13 protein-coding genes are annotated in these 17,770 nt (G+C 49.9%); 6 read left to right on the top strand and 7 right to left on the bottom strand.

Going from position 1 to position 17,770, the window contains the following annotated elements:
• Positions 1-26 precede the first annotated feature (26 nt).
• Genes ybeY through miaB form a run of 3 tightly spaced genes read right to left on the bottom strand, consistent with a single transcriptional unit; the run spans position 27 to position 2,990 of the window.
• Positions 27-476, bottom strand: coding sequence for an rRNA maturation RNase YbeY (ybeY, locus tag HER31_RS03120; RefSeq protein ID WP_168659222.1), 450 nt, complete (start codon positions 474-476; stop codon positions 27-29).
• On the bottom strand, positions 463-1,551 hold the full coding sequence (locus HER31_RS03125; RefSeq protein WP_168659223.1) for a PhoH family protein: 1,089 nt from the start codon (positions 1,549-1,551) through the stop codon (positions 463-465). The genes ybeY and HER31_RS03125 overlap by 14 nt, the downstream gene beginning before the upstream one ends.
• 8 nt (positions 1,552-1,559) lie before the next feature.
• Positions 1,560-2,990 carry a tRNA (N6-isopentenyl adenosine(37)-C2)-methylthiotransferase MiaB gene (miaB, locus tag HER31_RS03130; protein ID WP_168659224.1) on the bottom strand — a complete coding sequence of 477 codons (1,431 nt, stop codon included), beginning with the start codon at positions 2,988-2,990 and terminating at the stop codon, positions 1,560-1,562.
• Positions 2,991-3,336: 346 nt separating this feature from the next.
• On the opposite strand from miaB, the gene HER31_RS03135 reads away from it, so the two are divergent.
• The 3 genes from HER31_RS03135 (at position 3,337) to HER31_RS03145 (ending at position 11,349) form a co-directional block, all read left to right on the top strand.
• Entirely contained in the window at positions 3,337-4,506 is a 1,170-nt protein-coding gene (locus HER31_RS03135) for an FAD-dependent monooxygenase (RefSeq protein ID WP_168659225.1), read from the top strand.
• 7 nt (positions 4,507-4,513) lie between these two features.
• Complete coding sequence (locus HER31_RS03140; protein ID WP_168659226.1) at positions 4,514-6,565, top strand: FUSC family protein; 2,052 nt, start codon at positions 4,514-4,516, stop codon at positions 6,563-6,565.
• A gap of 143 nt (positions 6,566-6,708) precedes the next feature.
• Complete coding sequence (locus HER31_RS03145) at positions 6,709-11,349, top strand: M6 family metalloprotease domain-containing protein (RefSeq protein WP_168659227.1); 4,641 nt, start codon at positions 6,709-6,711, stop codon at positions 11,347-11,349.
• A 56-nt stretch (positions 11,350-11,405) separates the two neighbouring features.
• Here the strand turns inward: HER31_RS03145 and tmpT are convergent, their stop codons facing one another.
• The 4 genes from tmpT to HER31_RS03165 form a co-directional block, all read right to left on the bottom strand.
• Positions 11,406-12,041, bottom strand: coding sequence for a thiopurine S-methyltransferase (tmpT, locus tag HER31_RS03150; protein ID WP_168659228.1), 636 nt, complete (start codon positions 12,039-12,041; stop codon positions 11,406-11,408).
• Positions 12,042-12,111: 70 nt separating this feature from the next.
• Positions 12,112-13,362, bottom strand: coding sequence for a sensor histidine kinase (locus HER31_RS03155; RefSeq protein WP_168659229.1), 1,251 nt, complete (start codon positions 13,360-13,362; stop codon positions 12,112-12,114).
• Positions 13,359-14,051: a response regulator transcription factor gene (locus tag HER31_RS03160; RefSeq protein ID WP_238786884.1), complete on the bottom strand. Its 693-nt coding sequence runs from the start codon at positions 14,049-14,051 to the stop codon at positions 13,359-13,361. Before HER31_RS03160 ends, HER31_RS03155 begins: the two co-directional genes overlap by 4 nt.
• 123 nt (positions 14,052-14,174) lie before the next feature.
• Complete coding sequence (locus tag HER31_RS03165; protein ID WP_168659230.1) at positions 14,175-14,612, bottom strand: hypothetical protein; 438 nt, start codon at positions 14,610-14,612, stop codon at positions 14,175-14,177.
• Between the two features lie 371 nt (positions 14,613-14,983).
• Between HER31_RS03165 and HER31_RS03170 the strand changes: the two genes are divergently transcribed.
• The 3 genes from HER31_RS03170 to HER31_RS03180 are packed head-to-tail and all read left to right on the top strand — an operon-like array spanning position 14,984 to position 17,768.
• Complete coding sequence (locus HER31_RS03170; protein WP_168659231.1) at positions 14,984-15,979, top strand: glycosyltransferase family 2 protein; 996 nt, start codon at positions 14,984-14,986, stop codon at positions 15,977-15,979.
• Positions 15,976-17,382 carry an ArnT family glycosyltransferase gene (locus tag HER31_RS03175; RefSeq protein WP_238786885.1) on the top strand — a complete coding sequence of 469 codons (1,407 nt, stop codon included), beginning with the start codon at positions 15,976-15,978 and terminating at the stop codon, positions 17,380-17,382. Before HER31_RS03170 ends, HER31_RS03175 begins: the two co-directional genes overlap by 4 nt.
• Positions 17,379-17,768, top strand: a complete 390-nt coding sequence (locus HER31_RS03180; protein WP_168659232.1) for a GtrA family protein — start codon at positions 17,379-17,381, stop codon at positions 17,766-17,768. Before HER31_RS03175 ends, HER31_RS03180 begins: the two co-directional genes overlap by 4 nt.
• Positions 17,769-17,770: the final 2 nt, after the last annotated feature.

The following is a 17,770-nucleotide window of genomic DNA, read 5'->3' on the forward strand; positions in this document are numbered from 1 at the left end:
CTTTAGATTAGAATCGAACGCTCAGATTAGCGCTCTTGGTAGGGATCGGCAATGGCAATTTTCGCGAGAAGATCTCGTTCCAATGATTCCATCTCTTCTGCTTCGTCATCATCGATGTGATCGTAACCACAAAGATGCAGACAGCCGTGGATAACCATGTGAGCCCAATGGTCGTGTAATGCTTTTTGTTGTTCCTGTGCTTCGCGGGCTACCACTTCAGCACAGATCACCAGATCACCCAGTAATGGCAGTTCAATTCCCGGTGGAGCTTCAAATGGGAACGACAATACATTGGTGGGTTTGTCTTTGCCGCGATAGTCGCTATTGAGCTGTTGGCTCTCGGCGCTATCGGTGATGCGAATGGTTAGCTCCGCTTCATCCATTTTGGCTAGAACTAGCTCAACCCAGCTTTGAAGCTGGGCTTCAGTAGGCAAGCTGGCGTCTTCAATCGCCAGTTGCAGATCAAGCGTTACCATCGGTTGGCTCCTGCTGTGTAACCGGTGCAAGCGAAGCTTTGGCTGCTTCTAACTCGGCTTTACGCTGTTTGTCTTTTTCAATTTTTTTAGCATGCTCGATGCGTTCAAACTTTTCATAGGCTTCAACGACCCGGGCGACCACGGGATGGCGAACCACATCTTGGCTAGCAAACATGCTAAAGGCGATGGTATCGACGTCGCGTAACACTTCGATGGCGTGACGTAAACCAGAGCGAGTGCCGCGAGGCAAGTCGACTTGAGTAATGTCACCGGTGATCACCGCACGGCTGTTGAAACCGATACGGGTCAGGAACATCTTCATCTGTTCAACGCTGGTGTTTTGCGCTTCATCCAAGATAACAAAGGCATCGTTGAGGGTACGGCCACGCATGTAAGCGAGTGGGGCGACCTCAATAACGTTACGCTCAATCAGGCGCTCGACCTTTTCAAAGCCCATCATCTCAAATAGGGCGTCGTATAAAGGACGCAGGTATGGATCAACCTTTTGGCTTAAGTCACCAGGCAAGAAACCAAGTTTCTCGCCCGCTTCTACTGCAGGACGGGTAAGCATGATGCGACGAATTTCACCGCGCTCAAGCGCATCAACCGCAGCGGCAACTGCAAGGTAGGTTTTACCGGTACCGGCAGGGCCAATACCAAAGCAGATATCGTGGGCAACAATGTTGCGAATATACTGTGCTTGGTTTGGATTACGAGGCTTGAGTACACCGCGTTTGGTTTTGAAGAACACTTCATCGCCCATGGCACTGGTGTCTTCCGCTTCCAAAGCGATAAGCTCTTGAATGGCAATATGGACTTGTTCCGGCTCAAGATCAGCTTGCTGACCCTTAAGCGGTTGGGTATCCACATAGAGATTCTTTAATAGATCAATCACGCCTTTGGCTTGCACCGGCTGACCAACCACGGTGAAGTGGTTGTTTTGGTGGCTGATCTCTACGCCTAAGCGGCGCTCGATTTGACGAAGGTTATCGTCAAAAGGCCCGCACAGGGCCGCTAAGCGGACATTCTGTGCAGGCTCTAAAAAGACCTCTAGGGTCAGCAATTTGTTGCTCACGGTTGTCCTTAAGGTTGGAACGTAGCTACGCCCAGCTCATCCGGCTGGCCATGTGGTCGTTTGCTCAGAATATCAGAAGGACGCAACGCACGGCGTAGATCCATATCATCTTCTGTGCGAACCAAAGTAGCACGGAGTGAGTTCGGGTACACCTCGGTTATCTCAACATCAGCAAAGGTACCGATAAGCTCTGGCGCACCTTCGAAGTTAACCACGCGGTTATTTTCGGTACGGCCACGCAGTTCCATGGCGTTTTTCTTCGACAAGCCTTCTACCAAGATACGCTGCACGGTGCCTTGCATTCGGCGGCTGTATTGCATCGCTTGCTGGTTGATGCGCTCTTGCAGAATGTACAGACGCTGCTTTTTGGTTTCTTCAGTAACGTCATCCACCATGTCGGCCGCTGGCGTACCTGGGCGTGGTGAGTAGATAAATGAGAAACTCATATCGAAGTTAACCTGCTCAATCAGATCCATGGTCTTCTGGAAGTCATCTTCGGTTTCGTTCGGGAAACCAACGATAAAGTCCGAGCTAATGTGAATCTCCGGACGAACCTTGCGCAGGCGACGAATGATCGACTTAAACTCAAGCGCGGTGTGGTTACGCTTCATCATGGTTAAGATGCGATCTGAACCGGCCTGTACTGGTAAGTGCAGGAAGTTGACCAACTCAGGCACATCGGCATAGGCGTCGATGATGTCTTGAGTGAATTCAACCGGGTGGCTGGTGGTAAAACGCAGACGGTCGATGCCGTCGATGCTGGCGACGTAACGCAGCAGATCCGCAAAGGTAGTTAGTTCACCTTCGTCATTTTCATGGCGATAAGCGTTTACGTTCTGTCCCAGCAGGTTGATCTCACGGACGCCTTGCTCAGCCAGCTGGGCAATTTCGTAGAGGATATCTTCCATTGGGCGCGATACTTCTTCGCCACGGGTGTATGGCACCACGCAGAAGGTACAGTATTTGTTACAACCTTCCATGATCGATACGAACGCTGTTGCGCCTTCAGCACGTGGCTCAGGCAGGCGGTCGAATTTTTCGATTTCAGGGAAGGACACGTCCACCACGCCAGACTCGCCGTTAGCCAGTTTGGTCAGCATCTCTGGGATGCGGTGCAACGTTTGTGGGCCAAACACCATATCAACGAACGGTGCGCGGGCACGGATTGCGTCGCCTTCTTGCGAGGCAACACAGCCACCAACGCCGATAACCACGTTCGGGTTGGCTTCCTTCAATGGACGCCAGCGTCCGAGTTGATGGAATACCTTTTCCTGCGCTTTTTCACGAATGGAACAGGTGTTGAGCAGCAATACGTCTGCTTCATCCGCGTTGTCGGTTAGGGTATAGCCGCCGTTTTCGTCAAGTAGATCAGCCATCTTGGCTGAGTCGTACTCGTTCATTTGGCAGCCCCAGGTCTTAATGTGCAGCTTCTTGCTCATCAATTAGCGTCGCTCAGTTGGTGTTTGGGGAAAAATTTAGCCGCACATTTTACCCGCGAAAGTGAGTTTGTACCAGCAATAGCGCAGATGGTAGCGATGCCAACGCTGTTAGCCGTAATTAACTGACTAATTTAGTAGGACATATCACTTGTTTATGGTGGCCAAAAACGATGGCAGCGTTGAAAGCTGAGCTGACGGCGATAAGTTTAGCTGCTGGTAAGCAACACAATCAAAGCTATGTCTCTGGCAACAAACTAAAATTCTGTAAGAGGAGCGAGGATTGTCTGAACATTGACATCAATTTGACTTAAAATGGCGGCAGAATTTCGGGACGGAAAGATAAACAATGAGCAACCACTTTGACGTATTGATTGTTGGCGCAGGTATGGTTGGCGCTGCTGCGGCAATAGCATTGGGGCAACAAGGGTGGAGTGTCGGTTTGATTGAGACCAACCAACCGCAAGCTTTTGAACCTGAACAGCCGATGGACTTACGAGTAAGCGCCATCAGTGCGGCGTCAGAGCAGCTGTTGCAATCATTGGGCGCGTGGGATGCCATTGCAGCAATGCGGGTTACGCCCTATGACACGCTGGCAACATGGGAGTGGCATGACAGTGAGGTCAGCTTTTGCGCCGACGACCTGCAGCACAGTCACTTGGGTCATATCGTTGAGAACAGGGTGGTACAGTTGGGGCTGTGGCAACAGTTACAGCAACTCGATAACGTTACCCTTGTTTTAGGGCAGAGCCCAACCGATATCAGTCAAAATGAGGCTGGAGTTAGCTTAGTCATTGGAGATGAGCGCTATCACACATCATTGCTGCTTGGTTGTGATGGTGCCCAGTCCAAGGTGCGTCAAGCGGCGCAAATTGGGGTCACCGGTTGGAACTACCGTCATCATTGTTTGATTATTAATATTGCCACCGAGATGGAGCAGCAGCGGATCACCTGGCAACAGTTTTTCCCCTCAGGTCCGCGGGCCTTTTTGCCATTGACTGGCAAGCAGGGCTCATTGGTGTGGTACGACAGCCCAGAGCGAATCGCCGAGCTAAAACGCTTAGATAAATCGGAATTGGCTGAGCAGATAACGTTGGCCTTCCCTGAGCGCTTAGGTGCATTTGAGGTTGAGCGCTTAGCTTCGTTCCCATTAACGCGTCAACACGCTCAGCGCTACTATCATAATCGAATGGTGTTGCTTGGCGACTCCGCTCACACCATTAACCCGCTGGCTGGGCAAGGAGTTAATCTTGGTTTTAAAGATGTTGCTGCCTTGGCTGAAGTGATGGCGAAGGTGCATCGCAGTGAGTTAGAAGCGGACATTCGTCCTGAACTGGCTAAGTATGAGCGCCTACGTCGTAACGACAATCTGCGTATGCAAGGGGCGATGGATCTGTTCTATAACGTTTTCTCCAATGATATCTTGCCACTGAAGTTGGTTCGCAATATTGGCTTTAAGATAGCTCAGAACGCGGGGCCAATTAAGCATCAAGTGATGCGTTACGCGATGGGACTATAACCACAGTATGCTGCGCCGTTTATGGGTTAATCCCTATCTTAACTTCTCTTTCCGACTGACAACGGCACTGCTGCTGTTTCTATTGGCTGCGTGGCAGCTGGATCTGTTGCCACAAGGGGTAATATCGCTGCTGGTTATGCCGGCACTGCTTATCGGTGGCATCGATATCCCCTCCGCGCATTGGTCTCGACGGATCGCCTTAGGCGTGCTGGGATACGCAGGGTTTGCCGGACTAACGGCGTGGATTGGCGTGCATGCGCCTGAGTTCACCACCCTTTGGTTTGCCTTACTTGGCTTTGTGTTAACCAGTTGTAGTGCCTTTGGTAACCTAGCAGCCAGATTAGCTATGGGCTCGTTGACCATGGCGGTTATTGGCCTTGCTACCGGTTCGCTTTATCCGATTTGGCAACTTACTTTGGGCTTTGGCTTAGCGGTTAGTTGGTTGGTGCTCTATAGCGCCTTATGGTATCGCTTAACCGGCAATATGCCGTTGCGGCAGTCGCTGGCAGAAACCTACCAACGCCTTGCGGCCTTGATGATTAAACGCCCGGAGCAACTGCTTGACCATGCGCTGCCGGTTCATTTCGATGAACCATTGGGGATCCATTTGGCTAACTGTCGCCGTTTATTGGGATCGCTTGGGGATCCCAATAAGAATGGCCCGCTTAAGAACGCCTTTATGTTAGCGGTCGATATGCAAGAACGGCTGCAAGCCGTTCCGGATCCGGAGCTCGCCAGTAAGGTGCTGGTAAATGAGGGTACCTACCCAGCTTATCGGCAGTGGACGCGCGCGGTAGCAGCGCGGTTGCATCGCATCGCTCGAGATCTGCAACGGGGGGGCGAGCCAAGCAAGAGCGACTCTGTTACTCAATTTACCGACCAATTTTTGCAGGCTTTAGAGCCGATGCTTGCCCGCGGCGGAAAAGAAGGCATGGTGGCCAACTATATGGCCAACAACGCGCGCCAAATTGAGCGATTGGTGCAGCGGGCAGCACCACTTTACCAGCGCAATATTAAAGTCGAGCAAAGTCAATCACCTTGGAAAAAGTGGCGCCAGATGATGGTGTGGTCGAATCCGGTCATGCGCGGCAGCGTTCGAATGTCGCTATTGTTGGCATTAGGTTCGGAGATTGGCAGTTTAATGCCGATGGATAATGGTTTTTGGATCCTTTCTACCGTGGTAGTGGTTTGGCAAGCCAGCTTTGTGGCAATCCGCAGTCGCGCGTGGCAACGGGCCGGTGGCACTATAGCTGGGTTAGTGTTGGCGCTGATTGCACTTACTGCTGGTGTCAGTGGCATTTGGGCGTTATTGATGGCAGTGGTTTTGGTGCCAATCTCTTTGGCTTTGGTGACTAAGCATCATGGCTGGACCACCGTTGGCGTTACCCTGATTTTAATGCTGGCGTTTGAATACAATGGCATGGCTACTACCGAAGTAATCATTGCACGGATGTTCGACACTCTCATCGGCTGTTTATTAGTGCTTGGGGGCTACCGCTATCTGTGGCCGCAATGGCAAGGGGGGCGGCAAGCGCAGTTGCGCATCGACTCTTTAGTCAGCTTGAACCATTACCTCAAATTGCTGCTGCAAAGTTTTAGCGGTAAAGAGGTCGCTGCAATTGACCTAGCCTTGGCTCGACGAGCTGCTTATGAGCAAGGTATTGCGCTTAACGACAGCTTCAATCAGATGCGACAGGAGCCTGGTTTTGGCCGCAATGTGCAAAATAGCACGGCACTGCTTGCTCTGTATAAAGGGGCGATGAGTCATATGAATGCCATCGTGCCGCAGGTTCATAAAGGCCTTCGTCTCGAAGCAGAGGAGGGGCAAGAGCTCTGTCATTTGTTTGATGAACTTGCCGATATAATGGAACAAACCAGTAAGGGGAATATACAACCGTGGCCAGACTCCTTTAAGGAGCGGGAGCAGTGGTTCTATCAGCGCTTGGAAAGCGGTAACACTGATAAGTCTGGTTTTGTACTTTATCAGCTGTCGTTGGTATTGCAGCGTTATCATGCGATTCACCAGATATTGTTGCAACCGGCCCCCAAAGCCTCGTAGGTTATTGTTTAGCTAAGATTAGTCAATTAAGCTGCTAAATTCACCCAGACCAGTTTAATGTTTTACCATATAAACTGTGTGGAAAATATTTAGTTAAGCAACAATACTCATCCTTGATGCCGCAAGCCCATCAAGGATGAGTCATGAAATATTGGTTAATTATTTTATGTTGGTTGCTGCCGATGCAGCTAGCAGCGATGCAACCGCCGACAGATCACCAGCGCCAGCAACTCAATAAGGATCCCAACCGGCACGAACGGGCTGAGTTTGCGCGATCGCTTTTGCTTCCACCTCGATTGGAATCAGAGCAAGCGCCGAGTGCGGCGGAGCCAACAGATATTCCACCATTAGGGCGAACTCGCAACTTACCTGCCACCGGTACGGTCCGGATCCCCATCATCCTGATGGAGTTTAATGATTACCTCCATGCTCCAGATAAAGACCTCAATTACTATTACGAAAGAACCTTTGAGCCCAACCCCACCGCACTTGCACCGCCAGCCGATAGTATTAATGCCTATTACCACCGTGCGTCGCGAGGCCAACTCAATATTGAGGGGGACCTACTCGGTTGGTTTAATCCCGGCTACAACCGTCCGATAGATGAAGGCAACGTGGTTGAAGCGGCGGAGAAAATGCTGACAGAGGCGCTGGAACACTTTTCTGCCCAAGGGCATGACCTCTCCCAATACGATAACGATAACGACGGTGATATCGATACGGTGGCGGTGCTATGGACTGGACCTATCGGCGATTGGGCCACACTTTGGTGGGGCTGGGCGACAGCTTACTCAAGTATCGAAGTTGATGGACTTAAACTCGCTGGGTTTACTTGGCAATGGGCCAATGCGGCGGCGGGACAAGAGTTTACCCCAGTGGTGATTAATCATGAGATGGGGCACGTATTAGGTTTACCTGATTTGTATGATTATGACTCGAGTGTGGGTAACTCTGGTGGCGTCGGTACCTTTGACCTAATGCACGGCAACGTTTATGGCATTAATGGCTTCTTTAAGTCGATTTTGGGTTGGGTTGAGCCGACGGTTGCTGCCACCGTTGGTGGTACAGGCAATTTAGCCCTTAATGAGCAAACCATTCTGCAGATCATGCCGGGAACCCAGAAGGATAACCCTAACGATGAATTCTTTGTGGTTGAACACCGAACACCGCAAGGTAATGACATTGAAGCGTACTTTCTGCCCGCAGAGGGAGCGGTAGCGGTATGGCATGTGGATGCCGGTTTTTATGGTGGTAGCCGTTCGAAGAACAATAACTCCTATTCCGAAGATAAGTTGCTGCGATTAGTCCAAGCCGATGGTCTTGATAATATTGAACTGAGCGGTGCCAGGGCCGAAAGCGGTGATTTTTTTGGTAGCGGTGCTCGGTTTGGGTTTACTGAGCCCGCTGGCAGTCGCCGCAACGACCTTAGTCAGTCAGGGGTGGCTATCGATGTTAGTTCGGTCGCCACAACCGAGGCTCAGATCAATTACGCCTTGGTTGCTGATGTGCCCGATTTTCGCCTTGATATACCCCGTTATTCATTTATCCGCGATGGCGATGAGTTACCACTCTATTTTGTTAGTGAGCCGCTCGATATTGAGCTACTTCATCGCGGTGAACCACTGGCGCAGCTTAGTGCGGCGGAGATACCTTATCGCTGGGACTTTAGCCAGACCAGTGCCATTGATGGATGGTTGGAATTTAAAGTAACCAATTCCGCCGGTGTGACCGCTTCTGAGTTTCGCCACACCAGCCCAACTATGGAACAGCCGTTTTATTCCTACGTTAACCTAAGTCAAGATCCCTACGACCAGTCACTTGATGTGGTCAAACTGCTGCGGGAGTCCGGTTTAACTGTGTTGGTCTCGCGTTACCTGTTATCCAGCTACTACCCTTATCTTAGTGGGGCATTTATTAGTTATGGAGCTGGTCGAAAGGAGATAGACCGTTACCGCTACGGCCTAGCTGAAACCTTGCTTGAATATCGAGCCATTGGCTTACCCTACTATTTTGAATCGGAAGACTATTGGTCAGATGTGGTTGATATGGATACAGCGCCAGATCGAATCTATGAGGCGTTTCGTGTTTACCAAAGCTTGGGAGAAAGCGTCGTCTCAACGGTATCGAGCAATGATATTAACTTAGAGTCGGAACAGTATGCACAGCTGGAGGAGTACCAATACAGTGATGTGTTGTTGTTTCCAGACTCGCACGGGTTAGAGTCGCTGCTTCAGGTTGATGGCATGAACAGTTATTACAATCCCGGCACTGGCGAATTTACCGATCCAATGCCGATCAGTGGCAGTTGCTCGGTACTGGACCCGCAATCGTTGCGTATTGCGGCATCGTGCATTTTGCGCCGCTTCAATGATTTTGAGCAGCGACAAATATTGAACCGCTATTTTGACGCGATGAATATTGAAGCCAGCTTGTATACCGGCTTGCCGGAATTTGTACTGGCTAGCCCTCGCTCCGTATGGGAGCAACAGGTAGTGCAGTTATCGGTCGTGCTTGAAAAGTTAGCTGTTGCTGAGGTTGAAATCGATTGGCAACAGCTTTCTGGGCCTAGTATCACTATCGATAGCAGTGATCCGGTTGCGCCACGACTTACCTTTGATGTTGGTTCGGCTGATAACTCAGTGGAGATAGAGGTAGCGGTAACCCATGATGGCAAAACCGCTCGCAAGCGAGCTGAAATAGCGGTTTCTAAGTTAGCACTGCCGGAGTTTGATGTTGAAGCGCTGCAATTTCCTGCTGAAGTCGCTGAAGGGGAACCGGTAGAAATTAAGGTTAATACCGAGCTAACTGACACCGCTGGCTGGGAATATTCATTCACTCAAAGCAGTGGATCTGCGGTTACCAATCTGCAAACGGAATTTTTTAGAGCGAGCTTTACTGCACCGCAGGTCGATACCGACGAGCTTATCGAAATCGAGTACAACCTGCGTTTTCCCAATATTCATAACATCACTAAATCGGCGCTTATTCGTGTTGTTGACTACCAGCTTCCCTCGCTCGGGCAGCAGCCATCTTACTCAATATTGGAGGGAAGCAATGTCCAAATTATGCCGCAGCTCGTTAATCCTGCGGGATTAGACGTTGAGCTGATTTGGCACTTTGCTGCGGGCATTGAACCTGTTTGGTCGCAACAGGGGAATATCCTTCATGTTGAAGCGCCAAGGGTAATGGAGCAGTCGCAGATCCAATTTACCCTCGAACTAATGTTGGACGGCACCTTACTTGAGTCGCAGCCAGTCACTATCACCGTTGATGATATTGCCGCACCGCAGCTACGTAGTACCACAACCTTTAACGCTAATGGTGGTGACGTTGTTGAGTTGGCTATCGATGTGACCGACAGCAGTGGTTATCCACTCTCATACTCTTGGCTCCAAACCAGTGGTGATAGCGTTACCTTGAGTGCTCCAAATACAGCAACACCTAGCTTTACGGCACCACAAGCCAGCGACGATCTGCGGTTGCTGTTTGAGGTTACTGTTGGAAACGGTTTTGAAGAAGCGACCGCCACTGTTGAGGTAAATGTAGCCGCTAACGGTGCGGTACCAAACTTCGCCATTTCCTCACCTACTTCAGCTTACTCAGGACAGCGGGTAGATTTAGCCGTTAGCTTGGATGGGCTAACGGTTGAACAGGTTGAGCTGGAATGGCTGCAACTGGCGGGAGGTATTGGGGTTGAATTGAATGTCGACGATCCACTAAATGCATGGTTTATAGTGCCAGACGGCATTGACGATCAAACCGTTGAGTTCGAGTTGCAGGTTAGTCATAACGGGCGAGTCGGTCGTAACACTGTGTCGGTACTGTTGCGTCAATATGTGGCTCCGACTATTCAAATCACCGTAGATGATGAGGTACTTGAATGGGAGCGGGTTACCGTCGCTGCTACGGTGGCTAACCCCGCCGCTTTGCCATTGCAGTTTGAGTTGCTGCAGCACTCAGGTGCAGCGATCGAAGCGGTGGAGTGGGTCGATGGTTCGGTCAGCTTCATCGCCGCTGAAGTGGCAAGCGATCAGACAGTCGAACTGCAATACATTGCTCGATTTGAGGAGTTATTTCTGTTCACCCAGTCCATCAGCATCACCGTCAAAAATCAGCAGCAGGCCAGTCTTGGAGTACAGCCACAGCTAGAGGCGATTGAAGGTCAGCGGCTGCTTGTCGAGCCACGGGTAAACAACCCTCAGCAGCAAGCAGTCACTGTCAGCTGGCGTTTTGACTCTGGCGTTGAACCAAGCTGGAACCAAGTTGACGACAACCTTGAGCTAGAAGTACCAACCATTGTAACCGATCAGGTGGCACGGTTTACCGTTGAGCTTTGGCTCGATGGTGCCTTGATTGACGCCCAAAATGTTGAGCTCGCTTTAATCAACGTACTGCCGCCAATTTTAACCAGTGCAAGCATGGCGGCCCAAGTGTCGGGCAACCAAGTTAGGTTATCGATTGGCGTCGTAGACAATAGCGCCAATGAGCTGTTCTACCTATGGCGCCAATTAAGCGGCACTTCAGTGGTACTCGATGATGCCAATAGCGCGACCCCAAGCTTTACTGCACCTACGGTAACGTCCAATGAGGAGCTCTTGTTCGAGGTAGAGGTTAACAACGGCATCGAACAAGCAATAGCACAGGTGCGAGTGACCATTGAGCCCAAGGCTGCAGTTATCGTAAGCGCTAATGGCAGTGGGGGCGGAGGCGGCGGTGCATTAAATTGCTGGAGTGTGGTGGTATTGGCGCTGCTTGGTTGGCGTCGGCGCCTACTTAGGAATTAGAGTTAGCGAGCAATTAGCAGGGCAACCTATTTGAGCTACCCTGCTATTTGTTTAACTTAACGAGACAGCAACCACACTTGGTTGTGGGCGCTAATTCCGCCCTTGAGTCCACCAGCTACCTCGGTCTGGGTTAGTAATCGCAATTGGTAACTGCCTTGGTAGTGGCGGCTAACTTCAGTTGCGGCGACGGCGAATGGCGGGCCAGATTTTAGGCTTTGATCGTATTCGACGGTGAGCAGCAATTGCGGTGCGCCCTGAGTAATGGCGATGAGGTGTTGACTGTAATTGTCACGCATTGGCTCAGGCAGTGCTACCAATGCTGCGCGATCGTAGATGGCATCGATATGACCGATTTGCGCCGCGCTGAGGTGAAAAATATCACCGACAAAGATATCCAGATTGCCGTTGCGATAGTGGCGAATATTATCCAGTTCGATGATCTCAGGCGTTAGTTTGAGCTGTGCAAATAGTTGCTCAATAGCTAACTCGCTGAGTTCAGCGCCGACTACCGAGAAGCCTTGCTGCAATAACCATTCAATGTCCTGCGTCTTGCCACACAATGGCAGAAACAAGCGGGCTTGTTTATTGAGATCGAGAGTTGGTAAATATTTGATTAAACTGGCATTAACTTCATGCTGATGAAATCCTGTCTCTCCGTTATGCCACTTTTTATGCCAAAAGCTCGCTTCCAATGTACAACTCCTCTGTTGGCTACGTTACTGAGTACGGTACACCAACTGGCAGTCAATATTGAATCTGATTTTATATGTGAAAAGAGATTTGGGCTCGACAGCCGCCGTTGGCAAGATCAGTAAGACTAAATTTCCAACCGTAGCGCTGGCAGACATCGGTAACAATCATTAAGCCGAGGCCGTGACCATCTTTACTTTTTTCACCTAGGCCATTGCCATCGTCGTCGATAAAGAGCAACTCTTCGGTCATCTCAACTGCAATGTTGCCGCTGATGCTGGCGCCAATGGCGTTGCGTAATAGGTTGCCAAACACCATCGCCAGTAATGGTTTACTGGCTCGTACCTTCGGAGAACCAAGGACATTAAGGTTAATCTCAACTGGGTTGCCCAATGCTGGCGGTCGGTTGTTTTCTATCAGTTGTTCTAACTCATCCTTGTTGATCTGTCGCCACGGCTCGAGTTTGTCGTGACGTTCATTTCTCACCAAACTTAGTAACGCTTCGACAGTTTCTTCCATCTGGTTGGAGGCATTGGCGATGCGTTGGCTCTGCCGTTGCTGAAATTTAATGTCTGTATTGGCACCAAGTAAGCTGTTTGCTCCTTTGATAATGGTTAAAGGGGTGCGCAGCTCGTGGCTGGTATAGCGAGCAAAGGCTTGCTCCCGTTGCAGCAATCGGTGAGTTTCAGCGCGATAATGGTTGAGTTGGGTCACCAAACCTTGGAATTCGGAGGTGGCTGATTCTGGCAATTTAAACTCAATTTCCGGATCGCCACGGTGCAGTTTCAACTGATTATTGAGCGTATAAATCGGTTCTATTAACCGTTTTGATAAGCGGATTAATACGATGCCAAGTACCCCAAGTAGTGTGCCGGTAAAGGCAAAGATAACGATTGATAATACCGTGCTCTCTTGCTCGGTCAGTTCGATCGAATTGGAACTCGAGATTAAGTAAATTTGTTTGGTGCTGCCAAGGTATTGATATTGATCTATCAGCACAAAATATTCGCCATGGTCGAGCTCAACTTCAGAAAGCAACTTGGTTGCGTTGCGAATTTCTTCAGGCAAAAAGGTGGGCAGTTGGCTGCGGTCATTGAAGGCGGTGGTGATGTTATCCATCTTAATCGGGCCTTGTGCGCCGGTAATATAGCGACCTACAGCAAAGTCTCTATTTACTTGCAGATGCCTTAAAGTGACCGAATCCTCAGCCCACAGTATGGCTTCAGTGATAAAAAACCATAATGATAAAGCCAGAACGATCGACATTGAACTAAAGGTAATGGCGAGCCGAGTTGTCAGCAGTCGGGCGGAGTGCTGACTCATTGATTTGGTTCCAAGCGGAAGCCGACCTTAGGAATGGTATGCAGCATCGGTTCTGGGAACGGTCTATCCAACTGATTACGCAATTGATATATGTGGCTGCGCAACGCTTCATTGTTTGGTTCCGAATCGGGCCATAGGAATTCGCATAATGCCTCCCGAGTAACCATTTCTGGCGCACTGCGGGCCAGCTTTAGCAATATCTTAAAAGTGGTTGGGGTAAGCACCAGTGGCGTATTGTTGCGGCTGGCGCTGTGGCTAGCTGGATCGATTCGCAGATCGCCAATACTTATAATGGTACAGGAAACATTGCCGCGATAACGTTTTGCCAGTGCATTGAGCCGGGCATCTAGAATCGACAACTCAAACGGTTTATTGAGGTAATCATCGGCACCGCTGGCAAAGCCAACTAACGTATCGTCCTGTCCTGTTAATGCGGTTAACATCAACACCGGGGTTGCATTGCCGTTTTCACGGAGGTGTTTACAGACGGTGAGACCGTCCATTCGCGGCATCATCAAATCAAGAATGATCACATCAAAATCGTTTTCCAGCGCTAACTTGAGCCCCAGTTCACCGTTATCGGCGTAATCAATCTCTACGCCTCGACTTTCGAAATAGTCGAAAATAATACCGGCTACATCTCGATTGTCTTCAACCAGTAGCATCTTGTTGATCATGTTTTCTGCCATATTGAACTGCTGCACCAAATAATGGTCTCTGCTCCGTGAAAAAACTGTGAAGCTTCATGTAATAAGAGGGTTTGGAGCCAACTATAAACGATGTGAGGGTATCGGTGCCTGTATTGCAACTACTTAAGTAATATTGCTGCTGAGTCGCGCTTGTTTACGAAGGTGATTAAAGGTAAGTACAAAGAACACCGCGAACAACGCGTCATTGATGCCATAGATCATATAAAACAAGCCGGCCATCGTATCTTGGTCGTATAGGATTGGTAATGTATCGCCGTAACGCCAGACCCATGTTACCCAAACAACGGTATAGGCCATTTTTTCCAAGGCAAACACCAATGCAATCAGTGGTGCTTGAGTAACCGCCTTGGCGGTAACGAGATAAGCCGCGCCCCACAACATAATGGTTAGGCACCCAAGCAGAGAGAATGTCTGTGGATCACTTTGCATCAGCACCTCATTGGTCAGTGCTTTACTAAACAACAGTATCCCGCCGATATTGATTATCCCAGCAGCGTAAAACCCCAGCCGAATCGCTTTAAGGTGCATGGTTCTCTCCATTGTTTATACCAATTCATAGTGACTCTATGGTGCCTTGTTCGCGATAGCATAATCTCCGCAGAAACTGCCGTTAATTATAACTATTAATTTTATTTGCCGATGTTGGCGTTGGGGTAGGTGGCACGGAATCTCCCCAACATCCCCCCATTAAAGCACAATAGTTGTTAAGACAAATTTCAACAGCCAAATATGACAGCGTCGTTATTTGTGAATCCGACGGGTGAATTAGCGAGCATTAATGAAATCGACTATTGCCACTGTTACCGCAGTGGGAGTTTGAGTGTGAAGAAAACGTGAAGGACATTGCTTTCACATCGAGTATGAATAATGGGGCCAATAGTAACCGACTAACCCATAAGGCAGACCCCCGCATGCTGGCATTCAAGATGATTCCTAGTGATCCGCCGAAAGCGATCTCGTTGTCCATCGTAATCCCAATCTATAACGAAGCGGAGGTTATGCCGGTGCTACAACAGCGCCTAATTACGGTGTTAGACCGCATGCCGGAGCGGGTTGAAATCGTTTTTGTTGATGATGGAAGTAACGACAATAGCTTGGTATTGGCACACCAGTTTGATGGCGGCACTTCCGACGTCACTGTGGTGAGTTTAAGCCGTAACTTTGGTAAAGAAGCGGCCACTAGCGCTGGCCTTCAGCATGCGAAAGGCCTAGCGGTGATCCTGCTTGATGCTGACTTACAAGATCCGCCGGAGTTGATCCCAGCAATGGTATCTGCATGGCGGAAAGGCTTTGATATCGTCAATATGCAACGTCGCCAGCGTTTGGGTGAAAGCTGGATTAAGCGCACCAGTGCTGCCTGTTTTTATCGATTACTTAACATCATGTCTGATCACGCTATTCCGGAAAATGTTGGTGACTTTCGCTTACTGAGTCGTGAGGTGGTTGATCACATTAATGAACTGCCAGAGCGAAACCGGTACATGAAAGGACTGCTTAACTGGCCGGGGTTTGAGCAAACCACCCTGCCATTTGATCGTGAGCCTCGAGCGGCGGGTGACACTAAGTGGAACTATTTCAAATTGGTTGGCTTGGCTATCGACGGCATCACCTCTTTTAGTATTAAACCGCTCCGTTTGGCCACTGTTGTGGGGTCATTGTGTGCGGGATGGGCACTGACGTTTGGCGCTTGGATCATGATTAAGACCGTCTTGTGGGGAGAGCCAATGCAAGGCTACCCAACCATTATGATTGCTATTTTGGCGTTAGGTGGTTTGCAGTTATTGGCTATCGGCATCTTAGGTGAATACCTTGGCCGAGTGTTTGTTGAAGTGAAAGGACGGCCAACCTATTTGGTTAAGCAGCTCGAGCAGCGAAAGGCGTCGCAATTGGTGGAGCAAAATCAGTGAAGTCGATTTGGAGTAAGTTTGGTCTATTGATAGTCGTGGCACTGGCTGCCCGTTTGTTGAGCTTGCCACTGTATCCATTGATGGACACTACGGAAGCCCGCTACGGCAATATGGCGCGGATCATGGCTGAAACTGGTAACTGGTTAACGCCAATGTTTGATTATGGCATTCCGTTCTGGGGTAAGCCGCCACTGCATACTTGGGCCAGTGCAGTTGGTATAGAGCTGTTTGGGCTGAGCGAATTTGCGGTGCGAGTACCTCATTTCATCGCTGGGCTATTGGTGCTTGGTTTAGTGATGCTGTTGGCGCGGCAGCTTAAATTAAATCCGCTGATGACGGGGTTGGTGTTAGCAACCACACTGGTGTTCAGCCTCGCTGCCGGCGCAGTAATGACTGACATGTTGTTAACCTTGGGGATGACCTTAGCTATGGTCGGCTTCTATATCGGTTGGCAGCAACAGCCACATAGTCGCAGTTGGAGTTACGCTGCCTTTGTTGGTTTGGCTATTGGCCTGTTGGCCAAAGGCCCTGTAGTGATTGTGTTATTTGGCTTAGCGATTGTACCGTGGTTGCTGTGGCAGGTTGGGCCAATTAACGGCTTTAAGCAGTTATGGCTCCGCCACCCAATAGTGAGCGGTTTGTCGCTGATGCTGGTTATCGTTGCGCCTTGGTACATTATGGCTGAATTGGCCACCCCGGGGTTTCTCGAGTATTTCTTGCTGGGTGAACATTTCTTTCGTTTTGTTGATGCTGGCTGGGCAGGGGATCTTTATGGCAAAGCCCATGACCAACCTCGAGGCATGATCTGGTTATTCTTTGCTGGTGCAGCAATGCCATGGACACCAGTACTGCTGTGGTTTGGCATTCGAGCGCTGAAGCAGGGCCAGCGCCGCTTTAGTCAGGCACAAGCATTCCTGCTGTGTTGGATGCTGGCGCCACTAGTGTTGTTCACCTTTGCAGGCAATATTTTACCGGCATACGTGTTACCAGGGATCCCGGCTTTGGCACTGCTGGTAACTGCTGGCGTGCAAGAGCAAGATCTGCGTTGGCTGGGCAAGTTAAGTATGGTTACGCCGCTACTGCTGCTTATCGCCATCATTGTTGTTGCCGCTAGTGTCGGTAAAGACCGGAGTGATAAGCTATTGCTGGCTAATGTTGAGGTACAAACACCAGTTTATTACATCGACAAATCTACCTTCTCCGGTCGATTTTATAGTGACGGTCGGGCCCTGAAAATCGAACGGGATGAGTTAGTACAGCAAGCAACTAATGCCATGCCTTATGCCGTTGTAGTTAATGCTAAGCGCGGGGTACCACAACCACTGCAACGATACTGTGAGTTCGTTGATGAGAACGATAAACGAGCGCTTTACCATTGTGATAACAAGGCGCCGCAACAATGAGCTCGGTGCTGACCTTTGCATTGGTAGGTGCGCTTGGTTTTGGCGTCGATTGGTTACTATTTAATAGCTTACTGCTACTCGACGCTGAACCACGGGCAGCGAGGCTCATTGCCTTTGCTGTTGCTGCAGCCACTACTTGGTGCGGCAATCGTAGCTTCACTTTCAGCAATCGGCCAGCGCAACCGAAACTGCGCCAACTCGGCCGTTATGGCTTAATGGCAATCACCTCAGCGGTGCCTAATCTGGCAATGTTTAACGGCCTCACGTTACTACTTGGACAATCTTGGTGGGCGCTACAAGTGGCATTAGTGGCGGGAGTACTTACCGGTATGGTGAGCAATTATGTTATTAGCGAACGTTGGGTCTTCCCGCAACAAGCACGATAACG

The organism is Ferrimonas lipolytica, from assembly GCF_012295575.1.
Lineage (GTDB): Bacteria > Pseudomonadota > Gammaproteobacteria > Enterobacterales > Shewanellaceae > Ferrimonas > Ferrimonas lipolytica.